This window comes from Methylobacterium indicum (assembly GCF_017347565.1).
In the GTDB taxonomy this organism is placed as follows: Bacteria; Pseudomonadota; Alphaproteobacteria; order Rhizobiales; family Beijerinckiaceae; genus Methylobacterium; species Methylobacterium indicum.
Window position 1 is genome coordinate 5,508,142 of the sequence record NZ_AP024145.1, and the last position, 16,864, is coordinate 5,525,005.

16 protein-coding genes are annotated in these 16,864 nt (G+C 70.3%); 13 read left to right on the forward strand and 3 right to left on the reverse strand.

What is annotated here, in order from left to right:
* Positions 1-28: 28 nt before the first annotated feature.
* On the forward strand, positions 29-667 hold the full coding sequence (locus miv_RS25570; RefSeq protein WP_207179641.1) for a hypothetical protein: 639 nt from the start codon (positions 29-31) through the stop codon (positions 665-667).
* Between the two features lie 251 nt (positions 668-918).
* Here miv_RS25570 and miv_RS25575 read toward each other — a convergent pair whose 3' ends face one another.
* Positions 919-1,134, reverse strand: a complete 216-nt coding sequence (locus miv_RS25575; RefSeq protein WP_048428297.1) for a hypothetical protein — start codon at positions 1,132-1,134, stop codon at positions 919-921.
* 329 nt (positions 1,135-1,463) lie between these two features.
* Between miv_RS25575 and miv_RS25580 the strand changes: the two genes are divergently transcribed.
* From miv_RS25580 to miv_RS25595, 4 genes are all read left to right on the forward strand, one after another.
* Entirely contained in the window at positions 1,464-2,897 is a 1,434-nt protein-coding gene (locus tag miv_RS25580; protein ID WP_048428298.1) for a homospermidine synthase, read from the forward strand.
* Between the two features lie 112 nt (positions 2,898-3,009).
* Positions 3,010-3,576, forward strand: coding sequence for a Uma2 family endonuclease (locus miv_RS25585; protein WP_207179643.1), 567 nt, complete (start codon positions 3,010-3,012; stop codon positions 3,574-3,576).
* A 14-nt stretch (positions 3,577-3,590) separates the two neighbouring features.
* Entirely contained in the window at positions 3,591-3,938 is a 348-nt protein-coding gene (locus miv_RS25590) for a hypothetical protein (protein ID WP_048428300.1), read from the forward strand.
* Between the two features lie 4 nt (positions 3,939-3,942).
* Positions 3,943-5,352 (forward strand): amidase, encoded by a 1,410-nt coding sequence (locus miv_RS25595; RefSeq protein WP_207179645.1) that lies wholly within the window; start codon positions 3,943-3,945, stop codon positions 5,350-5,352.
* Positions 5,353-5,358: 6 nt separating this feature from the next.
* On the opposite strand, the gene gltX is transcribed toward miv_RS25595, so the two are convergent.
* A complete protein-coding gene (gltX, locus tag miv_RS25600) occupies positions 5,359-6,705 on the reverse strand; it encodes a glutamate--tRNA ligase (RefSeq protein WP_207179646.1) in 1,347 nt (448 codons plus the stop codon).
* An 82-nt stretch (positions 6,706-6,787) separates the two neighbouring features.
* Between gltX and miv_RS25605 the strand changes: the two genes are divergently transcribed.
* The 8 genes from miv_RS25605 to miv_RS25640 all read left to right on the forward strand — a co-directional run bounded on the left by miv_RS25605 (position 6,788) and on the right by miv_RS25640 (position 15,322).
* Positions 6,788-7,825 (forward strand): mitochondrial fission ELM1 family protein, encoded by a 1,038-nt coding sequence (locus miv_RS25605; RefSeq protein ID WP_244748705.1) that lies wholly within the window; start codon positions 6,788-6,790, stop codon positions 7,823-7,825.
* A 31-nt stretch (positions 7,826-7,856) separates the two neighbouring features.
* Positions 7,857-8,849, forward strand: coding sequence for a thioredoxin-disulfide reductase (gene trxB, locus miv_RS25610; RefSeq protein WP_048428303.1), 993 nt, complete (start codon positions 7,857-7,859; stop codon positions 8,847-8,849).
* A 111-nt stretch (positions 8,850-8,960) separates the two neighbouring features.
* Positions 8,961-9,851 carry a LysR family transcriptional regulator gene (locus tag miv_RS25615; RefSeq protein ID WP_048428304.1) on the forward strand — a complete coding sequence of 297 codons (891 nt, stop codon included), beginning with the start codon at positions 8,961-8,963 and terminating at the stop codon, positions 9,849-9,851.
* A gap of 103 nt (positions 9,852-9,954) precedes the next feature.
* Entirely contained in the window at positions 9,955-10,434 is a 480-nt protein-coding gene (locus miv_RS25620; protein WP_058619126.1) for a nucleoside deaminase, read from the forward strand.
* 117 nt (positions 10,435-10,551) lie between these two features.
* The gene (locus tag miv_RS25625; protein ID WP_207179647.1) at positions 10,552-10,833 is read left to right on the forward strand and encodes a hypothetical protein; all 282 of its coding nucleotides are present in this window, start codon (positions 10,552-10,554) and stop codon (positions 10,831-10,833) included.
* 155 nt (positions 10,834-10,988) lie between these two features.
* Entirely contained in the window at positions 10,989-12,938 is a 1,950-nt protein-coding gene (acs, locus tag miv_RS25630) for an acetate--CoA ligase (RefSeq protein ID WP_207179648.1), read from the forward strand.
* A gap of 390 nt (positions 12,939-13,328) precedes the next feature.
* The gene (locus miv_RS25635) at positions 13,329-13,637 is read left to right on the forward strand and encodes a DUF485 domain-containing protein (protein ID WP_207179649.1); all 309 of its coding nucleotides are present in this window, start codon (positions 13,329-13,331) and stop codon (positions 13,635-13,637) included.
* Positions 13,634-15,322 (forward strand): cation acetate symporter, encoded by a 1,689-nt coding sequence (locus miv_RS25640; RefSeq protein WP_207179650.1) that lies wholly within the window; start codon positions 13,634-13,636, stop codon positions 15,320-15,322. The genes miv_RS25635 and miv_RS25640 overlap by 4 nt, the downstream gene beginning before the upstream one ends.
* Before the next feature lie 189 nt (positions 15,323-15,511).
* On the opposite strand, the gene miv_RS25645 is transcribed toward miv_RS25640, so the two are convergent.
* Positions 15,512-16,792, reverse strand: a complete 1,281-nt coding sequence (locus miv_RS25645; RefSeq protein WP_207179652.1) for a DUF3422 family protein — start codon at positions 16,790-16,792, stop codon at positions 15,512-15,514.
* Positions 16,793-16,864 lie beyond the last annotated feature (72 nt).

Genomic DNA, 16,864 nt, shown 5'->3' on the forward strand with positions numbered 1-16,864 from the left:
CCTGCAACACCCAGCACATGCGGGAATCATGGGCGCCTTCTTCATCCGATACCGGTGGCTGACGGTCGCTCTCTTCGTCGTCGTTGCCTTCGCGGTCGCCTTCGGCATCTGGTCGCGATGGATCACAGCCGATCCCCTGGACGCGTCCCTCTCCTTGTCGCCTCCCGGTCGTGTCGAGACGGACGTGTTCGTCCGCCTGTCCTGCCCGCACAGGCTCCGTCTCCGTCTGTCCAGCAAGACGCGCGCACGCGAGGACATGCGGCGCCTCGTCGGGCAATACGGAACGGCCGAGGGGATCGACATTCCGTTGCAATGGTCCTTCCGCGACATGGCCGGGCAGCTGGTGGCCTGGGGCAAAGCAGAGAATACCGGGAGCGACGGGTTCGACGCGGAGGGCTTCTACCGCGCCGTGAGCACATCGCTTCCTCTTCCTCCCGGCCAGTACCGGTTGAGCGCGGCCCTGACGGAGGAGATGGCAGGATTTCAGGACGTTTCCGCCCAGATGTCCTTCCGATGCCACCCCAAAGCCTCGGCGGGATGGCAAACCGATCTGCTGTTCTTCGGATTTTTCGCCTGGCTCCTCGCCTGGCCGATCACGGCGATACTGGCATTGTGGCTGACCGCCTTGGCGCTTCGCGATCGGGGGCGGGCACGAGCGGTGCGGTGATCGCGGGAGCTTCCGTCTGACATCGGTACCGAAGGCGATCCGGTTTCGGCTTCCGCGGTTCGGGCCCGCCCTCGGCTGCCCCGGACCCGTGCGCAGTCTCGAGGGGAGGACAGCTCGCGTCGAGCCCGCTGCGCGATCAGTCGAAGCCGAGCAGCGCCCCAACATCAAGAAGGCGCCTGAGGGGCGTGTGCCGCCCCTGGCGCCTTGCTTGACCATCGAGTGCGGTGCCCCGGTGAACCGGGGCGGCGCGATCAGCAGAAGTGCTGGCCGATCCGGCGCTCGAGATCGTCGGTGATGCGTCCGCCGTTGACCTCGACGTACTCGCCGATCTGGCGCTCCAGGCGACGCTGGTTGGCGGCGTGGATCGCGTGGACCATGCGGCTCACGAGGGTGAGGATGCCGGGCTCCATGTCGGAGCGCTCGTCGATGGCGGGGGCGATGAGAGAGTGAGTGATGACCGCGAGCATCGGGATCTCCTGTGAGATTGCGCGCGGGCGTTTCCGGTGTTCTTGTTGCAACGCAATATGGACGCTGCCGCGCTGCACACAAGCGTCGCGGGTGCAGCGGCGCCATGCGATTCCGGCATGTCGAATTCGACGGCCAGGTTAACCCGGTGGTGACGGGTGGGCGTTTCGGGCCGGCGGCTCGTCCCGGGGTTGACCCCGGGGAGCCGAGAGGTCAATCAGCCCGTCGCCCGCGCGTCATCCTGGCCTGCTAGTCGAACCGACCGGCCTGGGGGCGCTTCCCCCGCAGGCGGGGCTCACCGCAGACCATCATTCCGGAGACCTTCAGCGCCATGACCGACTGGCCCGTCCACGGCCGCATCAGCGGCCCCATCGTGATGATCGGCTTCGGCTCGATCGGCCGGGGCACCCTGCCCCTGATCGAGCGCCACTTCACCTACGACAAGGCCCGGTTCACGGTGGTGGAGCCGTCGGACGCCCACAAGGCACTTGCCGACCAGCACGGCTTGCGCTTCGAGCAGGTCGCGCTGACCAAGGACAATTACCGCGAGGTCCTGACTCCCCTCCTCACCGAGGGCGGCGGCCAGGGCTTCTGCGTCAACCTCTCGGTCGACACCTCGTCGCGGGACATCATGGAGCTGTGCCGCGAGATCGGCGCGCTCTACATCGACACCGTCGCCGAGCCGTGGCCGGGCTTCTACTTCGACAAGAATGCCGGTCCTGCCGACCGCACCAACTACGCGCTCCGCGAGCAGGTGCTCGAGGCCCGCCGCCGCAACCCGGGCGGTCCGACCGCGGTGTCGTGCTGCGGCGCGAATCCCGGCATGGTGTCGTGGTTCGTCAAGCAGGCGCTCCTCAACCTCTCGTCCGAGCTCGGCCTCGAGACTCCCGAGCCGAAGACCCGCGACGAGTGGGCCGCGCTGATGCGCGAGGTCGGCGTCAAGGGCATCCACATCGCCGAGCGCGACACCCAGCGCGCCAAGTCGGAGAAGCCGCAGGGCGTCTTCGTCAATACCTGGTCGGTCGAGGGCTTCGTCTCCGAGGGCAACCAGCCGGCGGAACTCGGCTGGGGCACCCACGAGACCTGGATGCCGGAGAACGGCCGCACCCTGCCCAACGACGCCCCGGCGATCTACCTGCTGCAGCCGGGCGCCGACACCCGCGTACGTTCCTGGACCCCGACCGCGCAGGCGCAGTTCGGCTTCCTCGTCACGCATAACGAGGCGATCTCGATCGCCGACTACTACACGGTGCGCCAGGACGGGAAGGCGGTCTACCGGCCGACCTGCCACTACGCCTACCATCCCTGCAACGAGGCGGTGCTCTCGCTGCACGAGATGTGGGGCCAGGCCGGCAAGGTGCAGGAGAAGCACCACATCCTCGACGAGAACGAGATCGTCGACGGTATCGACGAGCTCGGCGTGCTGCTCTACGGCCACGGCAAGAACGCCTACTGGTACGGCTCGCAGCTCTCCATCGAGGAGACCCGCCGCATCGCGCCCTACCAGAACGCCACCGGCCTCCAGGTGACCTCCGCCGTGCTCGCCGGCATGGTCTGGGCGCTGGAGAACCCCGAGGCCGGCATCGTCGAGGCCGACGAGGTCGATTTCCGCCGCTGCCTCGAGGTCCAGACGCCGTATCTCGGCCCCGTGGTCGGGGTCTACACCGACTGGACCCCGCTCTCGGGCCGCCCGGGCCTCTTCCCGGAGGACATCGACGAGAGCGATCCCTGGCAGTTCCGCAACGTGCTGGTGCACGGGGCTTAAAGCGCCTGAAAACCAGGCACCGCGCCCGAAGGTCGGGCGCGGTGCCTCACCGCCGCGGGCTGTCGTCCGCTCCCGCCCGGTGCTACCATCGCGCCGGTGACAGGGAGTCGTCATGTCGCTCGCGCTGCGGCGCGCCCCGCGGATGCGGGTCGCCGATTTCATCGCAATGATCCGCGACCGGCCGGACGAGGAGCGCTGGGAGCTTCTCGACGGCGAGGCGGTGCTGATGGCGCCGCCGGGTGAGCGGCATCAGCAAATCGTCATGAACCTGGGTCGCCAGCTTGCGACGCTGGCGGAGAAGCTGGGATGCAGAGCGCTGCCCGGGCTCGGCCTGCGCAACGATTTCATCGACGATTACGCCCCCATCCCCGATCTCGTCGTCCGTTGCGGTCCACTTCTTCCTGACGGCTACGCCCGCGATCCCTTGATCGTCGCCGAGGTGCTGTCGCCCTCGACCATGAACAACGACCGCGGTCGCAAGGCGGCGTTCTACCAGGGCCTCCAGACCTTGCGCGCCTACCTGATCGTCTATCAGGACGAGGCCCGGGTGGAGGTCTGGTCACGTGGGAACGGCCCGGACTGGTCCCCGCGCGTCCTCGGCCGCGGCGACACGATTCCGCTGCCCGATCTCGGCGGGGAGATCCCCGTCGCCGCGCTCTACGATGGCATTCCCCTCTGACGCCCGAGCCGCCCTTGCCCCATTTCGACGAATTCTACGCCAACAAGCTGCGCGGCTCCCTCGGGGTGACCGACGCCGAATCGGTGCTCGACCTGCGCGGCGCACCCCGGGCGCAGGCCGAGGCCTCGCTCGCCGACATGCTGGAGCGCAGCCGCTTCGCCAAGGGCAAGACCGTGGCGGTGCGGTTCGACGGGCCGGTGCCGGGCGGCGGCGAGACCCTGTTCCAGCCGGTCGGCCGCCAGCTCCTCGACGCCAAGCGGCGCGGCTGGGTCGAGCGCCTGCAGACCCTGCCGTCCCAGGACGGGCTCGGCTTCTACGTCGCCCTCGCCGGGCGGCCCGACAAGACGCCAGAGGCGCGCTGACACGATGAACCATCCGACACAGTCCGCGACCCTCGCCGATCTCACGGCGACGGAGCTTCTCGCCCTCTATGCACGCCGCACCGTCTCGCCGGTCGCGGTGACGCAGGCGGTGATCGCCCGGGCCGAGGCGCAGGAGCCGCACCTTCACGCGCTCTACGCCTTCGCGCCGGAGGCCGCGCTCGCATCCGCCCGGGCCTCCGAGGCGCGCTGGATGAAGGGCGAGGCCCTGCCCCTCGACGGGGTGCCGGTCACCATCAAGGAGAACATCGCCATCAAGGGCGTACCGATGCCGCTCGGCACCGCCGCCCGGGACGACGCGCCCCCGAGCCCGGCCGACGCGCCGGCCACCGCCCGCCTGCGCGAGGACGGTGCGGTGATCCTCGCCTCCACGACGATGCCGGATTACGGCATGCTGTCCTCCGGGCTGTCGAGCTTCCACCCCCTCACCCGCAACCCCTGGGACCTCGCCAGGGGCCCGGGCGGCTCCTCGGCCGGCTCGGGCGCGGCGGCGGCCGCGGGCTACGGGCCGATCCATCTCGGCACCGATATCGGCGGCTCGATCCGGCTGCCCGCCTCCTGGTGCGGTGTCGTCGGCCACAAGCCCAGCCACGGTCGCGTTCCCATCGACAACGCCTTCTACGGCCGCTGCGCCGGCCCCCTCACCCGCAGCGTCGCCGACGCGGCGCTGACGATGCGCTCGGTCAGCCGCCCGGACGACCGCGATCCGACCGGCCTGCCCCCCGCCGACCTGCCCTGGCTCGACCTCGACGGCATCGACCTGAAGGGCCTGCGCCTCGGCCTCGTGATGGAGGCGGGCGCCGGCCTGCCGCTCGATCCGGGCAACCGCGCGGTGATCGAGGCGGCGGTCGCCCTCCTGGAGCAGGCCGGCGCCATCGTCGAGCCGGTACCCGCCTTCCTGACGCAGGAGATGCTGGACGGGCTCGACCGGTTCTGGCGCCAGCGCGCCTCCCTCGACATCGAAGCGCTGGACGAGGCGCGGCGCGCCCGCGTCCTGCCCTTCATCCGCGATTGGGCGGCGGGCGGCCGGGCCTTGAGCGGCGCGGCGGTCTTCCACGGCATGGCCCAGATGGCGGCGATGCGCGATGCCGCGCTCGCGGCGATCCGGCCGTTCGATTTCCTGATCGGTCCGGTCTCGCCGAACCCGGCCTTCCCGGCCGAGCACGCCTCGCCGACCAACGACCCCGCCCGGGCGATGCACCACATCGCCTACACGGTGCCGTTCAACATGTCGGAGCAGCCGGCGATCTCGGTCCCGGCGGGCTTCACGCCGGACGGACTGCCGGTCGGCCTGCAGATTGCCGGCCGGCGTTTCGACGATGTCGGGGTGCTGCGGCTCGCCCGCGCCTTCGAGCGGATCCGGCCCGCGCTCCGGCCGTGGCCGGTGGTGGCCTGATCTCGGTCAGGCCGTCTCGCCGCTCAGCCGCGCATAGGCCCGCTCCCGCCCGATCAGCGGCAGCAGGCCGGCGAGGTCCGGACCGTGGTCGAGGCCGGTGAGCGCGAGGCGCAGGGGCAGGAACAGAGCCTTGCCCTTGAGGCCGGTGGCGTTGCGCACCGTCTCCGTCACCCGCTTCCACGTCGTGGCGTCCCAGGGCTCCGGCGGCAGGGCCTCGCGGGCGACGGCGAAGAGGTCCGGGGTCTCGCCGATCACCGGCGTCACCGGCCCCTCGACCACCCGCCACCAGTCCGCGGCGTCCGACACGCGGGTCAGGTTCGCCTTCACGACCTCCCAGAACGCCTCGGCCCGCTCGGGCGCGACCCCGAGGGCGGCGAGGCGACCGGCCACCGCGGCGGAGGGCAGGCCGTGGACCACGCGGGCGTTGAGACCGTCGAGCTCGTGCTCGTCGAACTTCGCCGGTGCGCGCGAGACGTGGGCGAGGTCGACCAGGGCGGCGAGCTCGTCGAGGTCGGAGACCGGCCGCACCGCCTCGGCCGAGCCGGTGAGGACGGCGAGCGCCGCCACCGCCATCGGCTCGTAGCCGGCGTCGTGCAGGCCCCGCAGGGAGAGGTGGCCGAGGCGCTTCGACAGCCCCTCGCCGCTCGCCGTGGTGAGGAGGTTGTGGTGGGCGAAGACCGGGACCGGCGCGCCGAGGGCGGAAAAGATCTGGATCTGGACCGCCGTGTTGGTGACGTGGTCCTCGCCCCGGATGACGTGGGTCACGCCGGTCTCGGCGTCGTCCACCACGGAGGGCAGCGTGTAGAGGTAGCTGCCGTCCTCGCGGATCAGCACCGGGTCGGACAGGCTGTCGGCCTCGACGTGGCAGGGGCCGCGCACGAGGTCGTCCCAGGTCACGGTGCCGGGATCGAGGCGGAAGCGCCAATGCGGCCGGCGTCCCTCGGCCTCGAAGGCGGCCCGCTCCTCAGGGCTGAGCTTCAGGGCGGCGCGGTCGTAGACCGGCGGCAGGCCGCGGCCGAGCTGGCGCTTGCGCCGGCGATCCAGCTCCTCGGCGGTCTCGTAGGCCGGGTAGAGCCGGCCGGCCGCCTTCAGGCGCTCGGCGGCCGCGTCGTAGATCGCGAGGCGCTCCGACTGGCGAAACATGCCGTCCGGGACGATGCCGAGCCAGCCCAGATCCTCCTCGATCGCCGCGGCGAATTCGGCCGTCGAGCGCGCCGTGTCGGTATCGTCGAGGCGCAGCCAGAACCGGCCGCCCGCCCGGCGGGCGAACAGGGCGTTGAACAGGGCCGGCCGGGCATTGCCGATATGCAGGAAGCCGGTGGGCGAGGGAGCGAAGCGTACGACGGGTGCCATGACGGCCCTCGTAGAGCATCGGCGGAGCGCGGCGCAATCGGCCGGTTGCCGGCGGATCTCTGCCGCTCCGGCTTGACAGCGCTTGGCCCTCCGCCGCATCGCCACGATCGTGGATGCTTCCTCTCCTCCGGACGGTCTTCTGCCCGGCCATCTTCTGCCGCCCGATACGACGGTCTGGCTCGTGACCGACGGCAAGGTCGGCGACCTCGCGCCCTGCCGCGGCCTCGCGCAGGCGCTGGGGCCCTGTGCCGAGGAGCGGCGCATCGCGCCGCGCCCGCCCTTCTCCTGGCTCGCGCCCCGGGGCCCGGCCGATCCGCGCGAGCGGGCGCTCGCCCCGCCCTGGCCGGACCTCGCCATCGCGACCGGCCGGCGCGCGGTGCCGGCGTTGCGTGCCATCAAGCGCCGTTCCGGGAACGAGACCTTCACGGTGTTCCTGCGCGATCCGCGCATCGGGACGCGGGCCGCCGACCTGATCTGGGTTCCGACCCATGACCGGCTCCGGGGCGCCAACGTCATCGTGACCGAGGCCGGTCCCCACCCGGTCTCGCCCGCCCGTCTCGCCGCGGCGCGCGCCCATCCCGATCCGCGCCTGTCCGCCCTCCCCTCGCCCCGCATCGCCGTGCTGGTCGGCGGCGACAGCCGGCACGGGCACTTCTCGGAGGCGGATGCGGCGCGCCTGCTCGACGGGCTGGAGCGCCTGTCGGAGGGTGCGAGCCTGATGATCACCGCCTCGCGGCGCACGCCCGCGGCCTTGCGCGCGGCCCTCGCCGATCTCGTGCGGCGCCGCGGCGGGTTCGCCTGGGACGGCAGCGGCGGGAATCCCTACCTCGCGATGCTGGCACTCGCCGACACGATCGTGGCGACGGGCGATTCGGCCAACATGGTCGTCGAGGCCTGCGCCGCCGGTGTTCCGGTGCGGCTGTTCGAGCCGGCGAACGTCTACCCCCGCCATCGCACGCTGTTCGAGGACCTGAAACGGCACGGAACTGTGCATGCCTTCGACGGACGGGTTGAAGCGTTGCGCCCCAAACCCTTAGACATGACACTCGCGATCGCGCAGGCTGTGGCGAATGCCTATATGGGGCATCGCCACGCGCTCGCCCGCCCAGGGGTTCCCTAGAACCCGGCCGGCGGCAGCCCCGGAGATTCCTATGTCGACGACCCCGCAGGCTCCCCAGCACGAGAAGCTCGTGATCATCGGTTCCGGCCCGGCCGGATACACCGCCGCGATCTACGCCGCCCGTGCCATGGTCGAGCCGCTGCTGATCTCGGGCTTCCAGCCCGGCGGCCAGCTGATGATCACCACCGACGTCGAAAACTATCCCGGCTTCGCCGAGGCGATCCAGGGCCCGTGGCTGATGGAGCAGATGCGCTCCCAGGCCGAGCATGTCGGCACCCGCATCGTCTCGGAATACATCGCCAAGGTCGATCTCGCGCAGAGGCCGTTCCGGCTCGAGGCCGATTCCGGCGCGGTCTTCACCTGCGACGCGCTGATCATCGCCACCGGCGCCCAGGCCAAGTGGCTCGGCCTGCCCTCCGAGGCGAAGTTCCAGGGCTTCGGCGTCTCGGCCTGCGCCACCTGCGACGGCTTCTTCTTCCGCAACAAGGAGGTCGTGGTCGTCGGCGGCGGCAACACCGCGGTCGAGGAGGCGCTCTACCTCGCGAACCTCGCCTCCAAGGTCACGGTGGTCCACCGCCGCGACAGCTTCCGGGCCGAGCGCATCCTGCAGGAGCGCCTGTTCAAGCACCCGAACGTCGAGGTGGTGTGGAACCACGCGGTGGAGGAGATCTGCGGGCGCGACAAGCCGGCCCCCTCGGTCACGCATCTGCGCCTGCGCGACACGGTCACCGGCGCGATCACCGAGCGCAAGGCCGACGGCGTGTTCATCGCCATCGGCCACCAGCCGGCGACCGGCGTGTTCGAAGGCCAGCTGCCCTTCCGGGCCGGCGGCTACCTCGAAGTGACGCCCGGCACCGCCATGACGGCGATCCCCGGCGTGTTCGCGGCGGGCGACGTGACCGACGACGTCTACCGGCAGGCGATCACCGCCGCTGGCATGGGCTGCATGGCGGCCCTCGAGGCGGAGAAGTACCTGGCGAACCTCGCGATCGGCGAAGAGCCGCGCAAGGCGGCGGCCGAGTAGCAGAATGTGACCGGGGCCGGGGATGAGCCCCGGTTCCGGCCTTGTGGCGTTCGCTCTGGCCTCGCCGGCTTGTCTCGAGCCGGCCGGGGCTCTGGCGAGGGGTTGACGGCCGTGGACTGGGACAAGATCCGGATTTTCCTCAACGTCGCCGAGGCGGGCAGCTTCACCAAGGCGGGCGACGACATCGGCCTCAGCCAGTCGGCCGTCAGCCGCCAGATCAGCGCGCTGGAGCGCGAGCTGAAGGCGCCGCTCTTCCATCGCCATGCCCGCGGGCTGATCCTGACCGAGCAGGGCGACCTCCTGTTCCGGGCCGCCCGGGACATGAAGATGCGGCTGGAGACGACGCGCGCGCGCCTCGTCGAGACCAGCGAGCGTCCGTCCGGCGACCTCAAGGTGACGACGACGGTGGGCCTCGGCACCGCCTGGCTGTCGCAGCGGGTGGCGGAGTTCCTCGATCTGCACCCGGACGTGCGCGTCGAGCTGATCCTGACCAACGAGGAGCTCGACCTCGCCATGCGCGAGGCCGACGTGGCCATTCGGCTCCGCCGCCCGGCCCAGCCGGACCTGATCCAGCGCCGGCTGTTCACCGTGCATTACCACGTCTTCGCCTCGCTCGAATACATCAAGCGCTTCGGCGAGCCGAAGACGATCGAAGACCTCGACAAGCACCGCCTGGTCTCGTTCGGCGGCGACCAGCCCTCCTACCTGATGGCGACCCACTGGCTCGCCACCGTCGGGCGCGAGGGCCGCGAGCACCGCACGATCCACTTCACGGTCAACAACATCTCGGCGCTCCAGCTCGCGGTCGAGACCGGCGCCGGCATCGGTATCCTGCCGGACTACGTGGCGGACGGGAACGAGCAACTGGTCCAGGTCCTGCGCGACTACGAGATGCCCAACCTCGAGAGCTACCTCGTCTACGCCGAGGAGATGCGCACGGTCGCCCGCGTCCAGGCGTTCCGGGACTTCCTCGTCGCGAAGGCGCAGCGCTGGACCTATTGAGGCGGGGCGGCCGGTTTCGCGCCCCCCTCTCCCCGCTTGCCTTTCCGGCAGGCGGCGCCATGCTCCCCCGGGTAACCGTAAGGCCTGGCCGCGAGGAGCCCCGATGACCGACGACGAAACCTTCATGGCGCGGGCCATCGCCCTGTCGGAGCACACTTCCCTCGTCGAGAGCGCCGGCGGCGCCTTCGGCGCGGTGATCGTGCGCGACGGGCAGATCGTCGGCGAGGGCGCCAACCGGGTCGTCGCCGAGAACGACCCGACCTGGCACGCCGAGATGGCGGCGATCCGCGACGCCTGCCGCAAGGAAGGCAACTTCAAGCTGCACGGCGCCACGCTCTATACCTCGGCCGAACCCTGCCCGATGTGCATGGCCGCCGCCTACTGGGCCGGCATCTCGCGGATCTTCTACGCCTCGACCAACGAGGACGCCCTCAAGCACGGCAACTTCGACGACAGCATGATCTACGAGGAGATCCGCAAGCCCGCGGGCGAGCGCAAGATCCCGATACGCCAGATCATGAGGGCCGAGGCGATCGAGGTCTGGGAGCGTTACGAGGCCAAGGCCGACCGGGTGCCGTACTGAGAGACGAGGTTTGGGACGGCACGTCGAGGGTGAAACTCCCACCGGGCCGTGACGTTGTCCTATCGCGATGCTTCGGGGCAGGCCCCGAATGCATCCCGACAACGAAGGAGGCCCCGCATGCGTTCGACGCTTCGTCTCGCCGCCCTCGTGGCGATCGCCCTCGCCCCCGCGCCGCTCCTCGCCCAGGCCGGGCCGCAGACGGGGAATCCCGGAGCGGGGGACCCGTCCGTCACCGGCTCGCTCGGGACCGCCGCCCGTACAACCACCGGTGTCGGCCAGACGAAGCCGCCGGGCGCGGCGCTCGGGCCCGATGCCGGCCTGACCCCGGATCTGCAGGCGCGCGACCGCGAGATCGGCCGCAAGATCGAGACCGAGATCTGCACCGGCTGCACCGAGTAGGCCGCTCCGGCGCCGTGCCCTTCGCCGGGCGCATTAATCCAAGGTGCATTAGACGGAATGATCGGTTGCGGGCGCCGCGAGCCGACGCCTAAACCGACCGCAACCAGCCCGGGACCTGCGCCGTGACCGGGCGGCAGAGGCAGGGGAGAAGCGCCATGAGCCAGCGGGTCGTCGAGGTCAGCCAGGATGCGCGCGCACGGGCGCATATCGACGAGGCGAAGTACCAGGCCTGGTACCAATCCTCGATCGGGGACCCCGAGGCGTTCTGGCGCGAGCACGGCAAGCGGATCGACTGGTTCACGCCCTACACCAAGGTCAAGGAGACGACCTTCGGCCCCGGCGACGTCTCGATCCAGTGGTTCTCCGACGGCGTGACCAACGCCGCCCATAACTGCATCGACCGGCATCTCGAGACCCGCGGCGACCAGGTGGCGATCATCTGGGAGGGCGACGATCCGTCGGAATCGCGCCACATCACCTACCGCGAGCTGCACGCGGAAGTGTGCCGGATGGCGAACGTCCTGCGCAACCGTGGCGTGTCGAAGGGCGACCGGGTCACCATCTACCTGCCGATGATCCCCGAGGCGGCCTTCGCGATGCTGGCCTGCGCCCGGCTCGGCGCGATCCACTCGGTGGTGTTCGGCGGCTTCTCGCCGGATTCGCTCGCCGGCCGCATCCAGGGCTGCGACTCGAAGCTCGTCATCACCGCCGACGAGGGCCTGCGCGGCGGCCGCAAGGTGCCGCTGAAGGCCAATGTCGACGCGGCGATCCAGCGCCTTCCGGCCGACAGCGTCGACCACGTGATCGTCGTGCGCCGCACCGGCGGCGCGGTCGAGATGGATCCGGTCCGCGACGTCTACTACGACGCGGCGGCCGCCCAGGTCACCGACGAGTGCCCGGTCACCCATGTCGAGGCCGAGCACCCGCTGTTCCTGCTCTACACCTCGGGCTCGACCGGCCAGCCGAAGGGCGTGGTCCACACCACCGGCGGCTACCTGGTCTACGCGTCGATGACGCACCAATACGTCTTCGACTACCACGAGGGCGACATCTACTGGTGCACCGCCGATGTCGGCTGGGTCACCGGCCACTCCTACATCCTGTACGGGCCGCTGGCGAACGGCGCCACGACCCTGATGTTCGAGGGCATCCCGACCTATCCGTCGATCTCGCGGTTCTGGGAGGTCGTCGACAAGCACAAGGTCAACATCTTCTACACCGCCCCGACCGCGATCCGCTCGCTGATGGGCGCCGGCGAGGAGCCGGTGAAGGCGACCTCGCGGCAGTCCCTGCGGGTGCTCGGCTCGGTCGGCGAGCCGATCAACCCCGAGGCCTGGGAGTGGTACTACCGGGTGGTGGGCGACGAGCGCTGCCCGATCGTCGACACCTGGTGGCAGACCGAGACCGGCGGCATCCTGATCACGCCTTTGCCCGGCGCAACCCCGCTCAAGCCCGGCTCGGCCACCCGCCCGTTCTTCGGCGTCAAGCCGGTGGTGGTCGACGCCGACAACAAGGTCCTGGACGGCGCCTGCGAGGGCAACCTCTGCATCGACGATTCCTGGCCCGGCCAGATGCGCACCGTGTGGGGCGACCACGAGCGCTTCGTCCAGACCTACTTCTCGACCTTCCCGGGCCGCTACTTCTCGGGCGACGGCTGCCGGCGCGACGCCGACGGCTATTACTGGATCACCGGCCGGGTCGACGACGTCATCAACGTCTCGGGCCACCGGATGGGCACGGCCGAGGTCGAATCCTCGCTCGTCGCGCACCCGAAGGTCTCCGAGGCCGCGGTGGTCGGCTACCCCCACGACATCAAGGGCCAGGGCATCTACGCCTACGTCACCCTGATGCAGGGCGAGGAGCCGTCCGACGGCTTACGCAAGGAGCTGGTCGCCTGGGTGCGCAAGGATATCGGGCCGATCGCCTCGCCCGACCTGATCCAGTTCGCCCCCGGCCTGCCCAAGACCCGTTCGGGCAAGATCATGCGCCGGATCCTGCGCAAGATCGCCGAGAACGAGTTCTCGTCGCTCGGCGACACCTCGACGCTGGCCGAGCCGGCCGTCGTCGACGACCTGATCGAGAACCGCCAGAACCGCGCCCACTGACCGGTCGGCACGGGCCCCGCCGCCGGGCCCGTGCCGACCGCCCGACACCGATCGACGAGACCATACGGCATCGCCGCGCTCCCGCCGCGGCGGTGCCTGTCGGCATGGTCGTCCTCGCGACGAGTGGCAATGAGCGCCGAGACGATCTCCCGCTCTACTAAACCTTCGTAGCACGGCACGCTTTTTCAGCCGTTTTGCGCTGGCAATCTCCGACATTTCAGGTCATTCGCTGGGTGCGCTGCAACAGCGGATAGTCGGCACAAGATTGTCCGTTACGATCCAGCAACAATTGGCGGCCCGCGTCATTCGTCTCATCGTCCGCCCATCTATGGTGCGTGCGAGGATACGTGCGCTCGGCTGCGACAAGACCGACAGGGAGGAGGCCCGCCGATGGCAGAGGCAGAGTATTCACGGGTTCTGGCGAGCCCGAAATTCCAGCAGCTCGTGACCGAGCGCACCCGCTTCGGCTGGGTCCTGTCGGGCGCGATGCTGGCGATCTACCTCGTCTTCATCCTGCTCGTCGCCTTCGCGCACGGCCTGATGGCGACGAAGGTCGGCTCCGGCGTGACCTCGCTCGGCATCGTGCTCGGCCTCGTCGTCATCGTGGCGGCCTTCGTGCTGACCGGGATCTACGTCGCCCGGGCCAACGGCCGCTTCGACGACCTGACCCGCGACCTCAACCGGGAGCTCGGCCGATGACCGCCCGCCGCATCGCCGTCGTGGCGCTCCTGACGATCGTCGGGGCTGGCGCCGCGCTCGCCGCCGGGCCGGATCTCGGCGCGGTCCAGAAGCAGGCGACGAACTGGACCGCCGTCGCGATGTTCGTGCTCTTCGTGCTCGCCACGTTGGGCATCACCTACAAGGCCGCCGCGGGCTCCAAGTCGGCAGCCGACTTCTACGCCGCCGGCGGCGGCATCACGGCCGGCCAGAACGCGCTCGCCATCGCGGGCGACTACATGTCGGCCGCCTCGTTCCTCGGCATCTCGGGGCTGGTCTTCTCGTCGGGCTTCGACGGGCTGATCTACTCGATCGGCTTCCTGGTCGGCTGGCCGATCGTGCTGTTCCTGATCGCCGAGCGCCTGCGCAACCTCGGCAAGTTCACCTTCGCCGACGTGGCGAGCTTCCGCCTCGACCAGACCCGGATCCGCATCCTGTCGGCGACCGGCACCCTCGTGGTGGTGGCGTTCTACCTGATCGCCCAGATGGTCGGCGCCGGCAAGCTGATCCAGCTCCTGTTCGGCCTCGACTACCTCACCGCCATCGTCGCGGTCGGCATCCTGATGATCGTCTACGTCGCCTTCGGCGGCATGAAGGCGACGACCTGGGTGCAGATCATCAAGGCCTGCCTGCTGCTCGCCGGCGCGTCCTTCATGGCACTCGCGGTTCTGTGGCGCTACGGCTTCAATCCGGAGGCGCTGTTCGCGGCGGCGGTCGCCGAGCATCCCAAGCACGAGGCGATCATGGCGCCGGGCGGCCTCGTCGCCGACCCGATCTCCTCGCTCTCGCTCGGCATCGGCCTGATGTTCGGCACCGCCGGCCTGCCCCACATCCTGATGCGGTTCTTCACGGTCTCCGACGCCCAGGCCGCCCGCAAGTCGGTGTTCTACGCCACCGGCCTCATCGCCTATTTCTACATCCTCACCTTCATCATCGGGTTCGGCGCCATCACCTTCCTGATGGGCGACCCGAGCTACTTCAAGGCCGGCGCGAACGGCGCCTACGACCGGATCGCCGGGCTTCTGGGCGGCAGCAACATGGCGGCGGTGCACCTCGCCAACGCCACCGGCGGCTCGCTCTTCCTCGGCTTCATCTCGGCGGTGGCCTTCGCGACCATCCTGGCGGTGGTGGCCGGCCTGACGCTCGCCGGCGCCTCGGCGGTCAGCCACGACCTCTACGCTCAGGTCTTCGCCCGCGGGCGCACGACCGAGGCCGGCGAGGTGCGGCTGTCGAAGATCTCGGCCGTCGTGATCGGCATCGTGGCGATCTATCTCGGCTACGTGTTCGAGAACCAGAACGTCGCCTTCATGGTCGGCCTCGCCTTCGCGGTGGCGGCGAGCTGCAACTTCCCGGTCCTCGCGATGTCGATCCTGTGGAAGGGCACCACCACGCTCGGCGCCCTCGTCGGCGGCCTCATCGGCCTCGTCAGCGCGGTGGTGATGGTGGTGCTCTCGAAGGCCGTGTGGGTCACCACCTTCGGCCATCCGGCGGCGCTCTTCCCCTACGACAACCCGGCGCTGTTCTCGATGCCGCTCGCCTTCCTGGGCATCTGGGCGATCTCGAAGATCGACAACTCCGCCCGGGCGAAGCGCGAGCGGGCGGCCTTCGAGGCGCAGTACGTGCGCTCCGAGACGGGAATCGGGGCGGCCGGCGCGCACGCGCACTGATGTGACGAGGGGCGGCGGCCGGATGGGCCGCCGCCCCTTTTCTACGATCCGAAGACGGCTCTGCTCCCGGCCTCTTTCGCGGGCGATTGCGGCGTCAGCAGCAGGAAGTCCGGGAAAAAGGCAGGTTTATCTTCAGGCCTCCCGCGAGATTGCCGGGGACGTCGAGCCAGACGGCGCTTGCCGGTTCCCTCAATGCCCCGGCTCCGCGTGCATCCGCCGGATCCGCCGGACCGTCCACCACACCCCCACCAGCACCAGCGGTACCGCCAGAGCCGTCCCGACCGTCGCATCGACGGGGACACCGGCATGGTGCACGCCCTCCAGCACGTGGTGGACGAGGCTCGCGACGTAATAGGTGATCGCCGCGACCGAGAGGCCTTCCACGGTCTGCTGCAAGCGGAGTTGCAGCCGCACCCGGTCGTTCATCGATTGCAGCTGGGCTTGGTTCTGGCGTTCCAGGTCGATGTCGACCCGCGTGCGCAGCATCTGGGCCGCCCGGGCGAGCTTGCGCGAGAGCAGGTCCTGCCGCTCGGCGATCGTCGTGCAGGTGCGGATCGCCGGGTTGTAGCGCCGGGCGAGGAAGACCGACCAGCTCGTCTGTCCCGGCAGCGCGTGCTCCCCCGACGAGGAGAGGCGCAGGCGCACCAGTTCGTCGTAGGCCCGGGTCGCGCCGAAGCGGTACATCGCCCGCGAGGCCCCGGCCTCGAGCTCGGCGGCGAGCCCGATCAGCTCGTCGAGGAGGGCGTGGTTCTCGGAAAACCCCTCGCTGGAGCGCATCGCCTCCATCAGCGGCGGTAGCGCGGTCTCGATTCGCCGGATGGTCGGCCCCAGGGCCTGCGCCTCCGGCAGGCCGAGAAGGGCCAGCGTGCGGTAGGTCTCGATCTCGAGCAGGCGCTGGACCAGGGTGCCGGCGCCGAGCCGGCTCAGGCGCCGGTCGGCGACCACGATGCGGACGTAGCCGTGCGGATCGGGCTGGAAGTCGGTGGCGATCACCGCGGCGCCGCCCTCGGCCTCCGCCATGGCCAGGGAAGCGGCGTTGAAGCCCGAGACCACGTCGGCCGGCAGCCCTCCGTCGACCGCCGGCAGGAGGTGGAGGTCGACCGCGACGAGGAGCGGGCCGGGCTGGGCCACCTCTCCCATCGCGCCCTCGATCGCGTCGGGCTGGGGCTGGAAGGCCTGGCCCTGGGCGTCGCCGAATTCCCAGGTGTAGGTGGTGAACTCGCTGTGGCTCTCCCAGCGCAGGATCGCGCCGGAGAAGATCACCCGGTGCTGCTTGGCGCCCAAGGCCGGGCCGGGATGGCCGAGGCCGGTGCAATAGGTTTCCAGCGCGTCCCGGTCGGCGGCGGCCGCGTCGCCGTCGGTCAGGAAGGCGTAGTGCAGGAAGCGGCGGGGCGTCTTGACCGGCGTGAACGGCCGGGCGTGGACCTCCGCCAGCACCCGGGCCCGCAAGGGATGTTCGTCCAGCCGCATTCGTCGCAGTCCCGCCCGTCGTGACGGCGAGGCTTGGCCGAGGCCGGCCCGTCGGTCAACGGGCCGACAGGG

Bases quoted from the DNA above. Each gene is read 5' to 3' on its own strand.
- miv_RS25570 (WP_207179641.1), top strand. From the start codon at position 29: ATGGGCGCCTTCTTCATCCGATACCGGTGGCTGACGGTCGCTCTCTTC.
- miv_RS25575 (WP_048428297.1), bottom strand. From the start codon at position 1,134: ATGCTCGCGGTCATCACTCACTCTCTCATCGCCCCCGCCATCGACGAG.
- miv_RS25580 (WP_048428298.1), top strand. From the start codon at position 1,464: ATGACCGACTGGCCCGTCCACGGCCGCATCAGCGGCCCCATCGTGATG.
- miv_RS25585 (WP_207179643.1), top strand. From the start codon at position 3,010: ATGTCGCTCGCGCTGCGGCGCGCCCCGCGGATGCGGGTCGCCGATTTC.
- miv_RS25595 (WP_207179645.1), top strand. From the start codon at position 3,943: ATGAACCATCCGACACAGTCCGCGACCCTCGCCGATCTCACGGCGACG.
- gltX (WP_207179646.1), bottom strand. From the start codon at position 6,705: ATGGCACCCGTCGTACGCTTCGCTCCCTCGCCCACCGGCTTCCTGCAT.
- trxB (WP_048428303.1), top strand. From the start codon at position 7,857: ATGTCGACGACCCCGCAGGCTCCCCAGCACGAGAAGCTCGTGATCATC.
- miv_RS25620 (WP_058619126.1), top strand. From the start codon at position 9,955: ATGACCGACGACGAAACCTTCATGGCGCGGGCCATCGCCCTGTCGGAG.
- miv_RS25625 (WP_207179647.1), top strand. From the start codon at position 10,552: ATGCGTTCGACGCTTCGTCTCGCCGCCCTCGTGGCGATCGCCCTCGCC.
- acs (WP_207179648.1), top strand. From the start codon at position 10,989: ATGAGCCAGCGGGTCGTCGAGGTCAGCCAGGATGCGCGCGCACGGGCG.
- miv_RS25635 (WP_207179649.1), top strand. From the start codon at position 13,329: ATGGCAGAGGCAGAGTATTCACGGGTTCTGGCGAGCCCGAAATTCCAG.
- miv_RS25640 (WP_207179650.1), top strand. From the start codon at position 13,634: ATGACCGCCCGCCGCATCGCCGTCGTGGCGCTCCTGACGATCGTCGGG.
- miv_RS25645 (WP_207179652.1), bottom strand. From the start codon at position 16,792: ATGCGGCTGGACGAACATCCCTTGCGGGCCCGGGTGCTGGCGGAGGTC.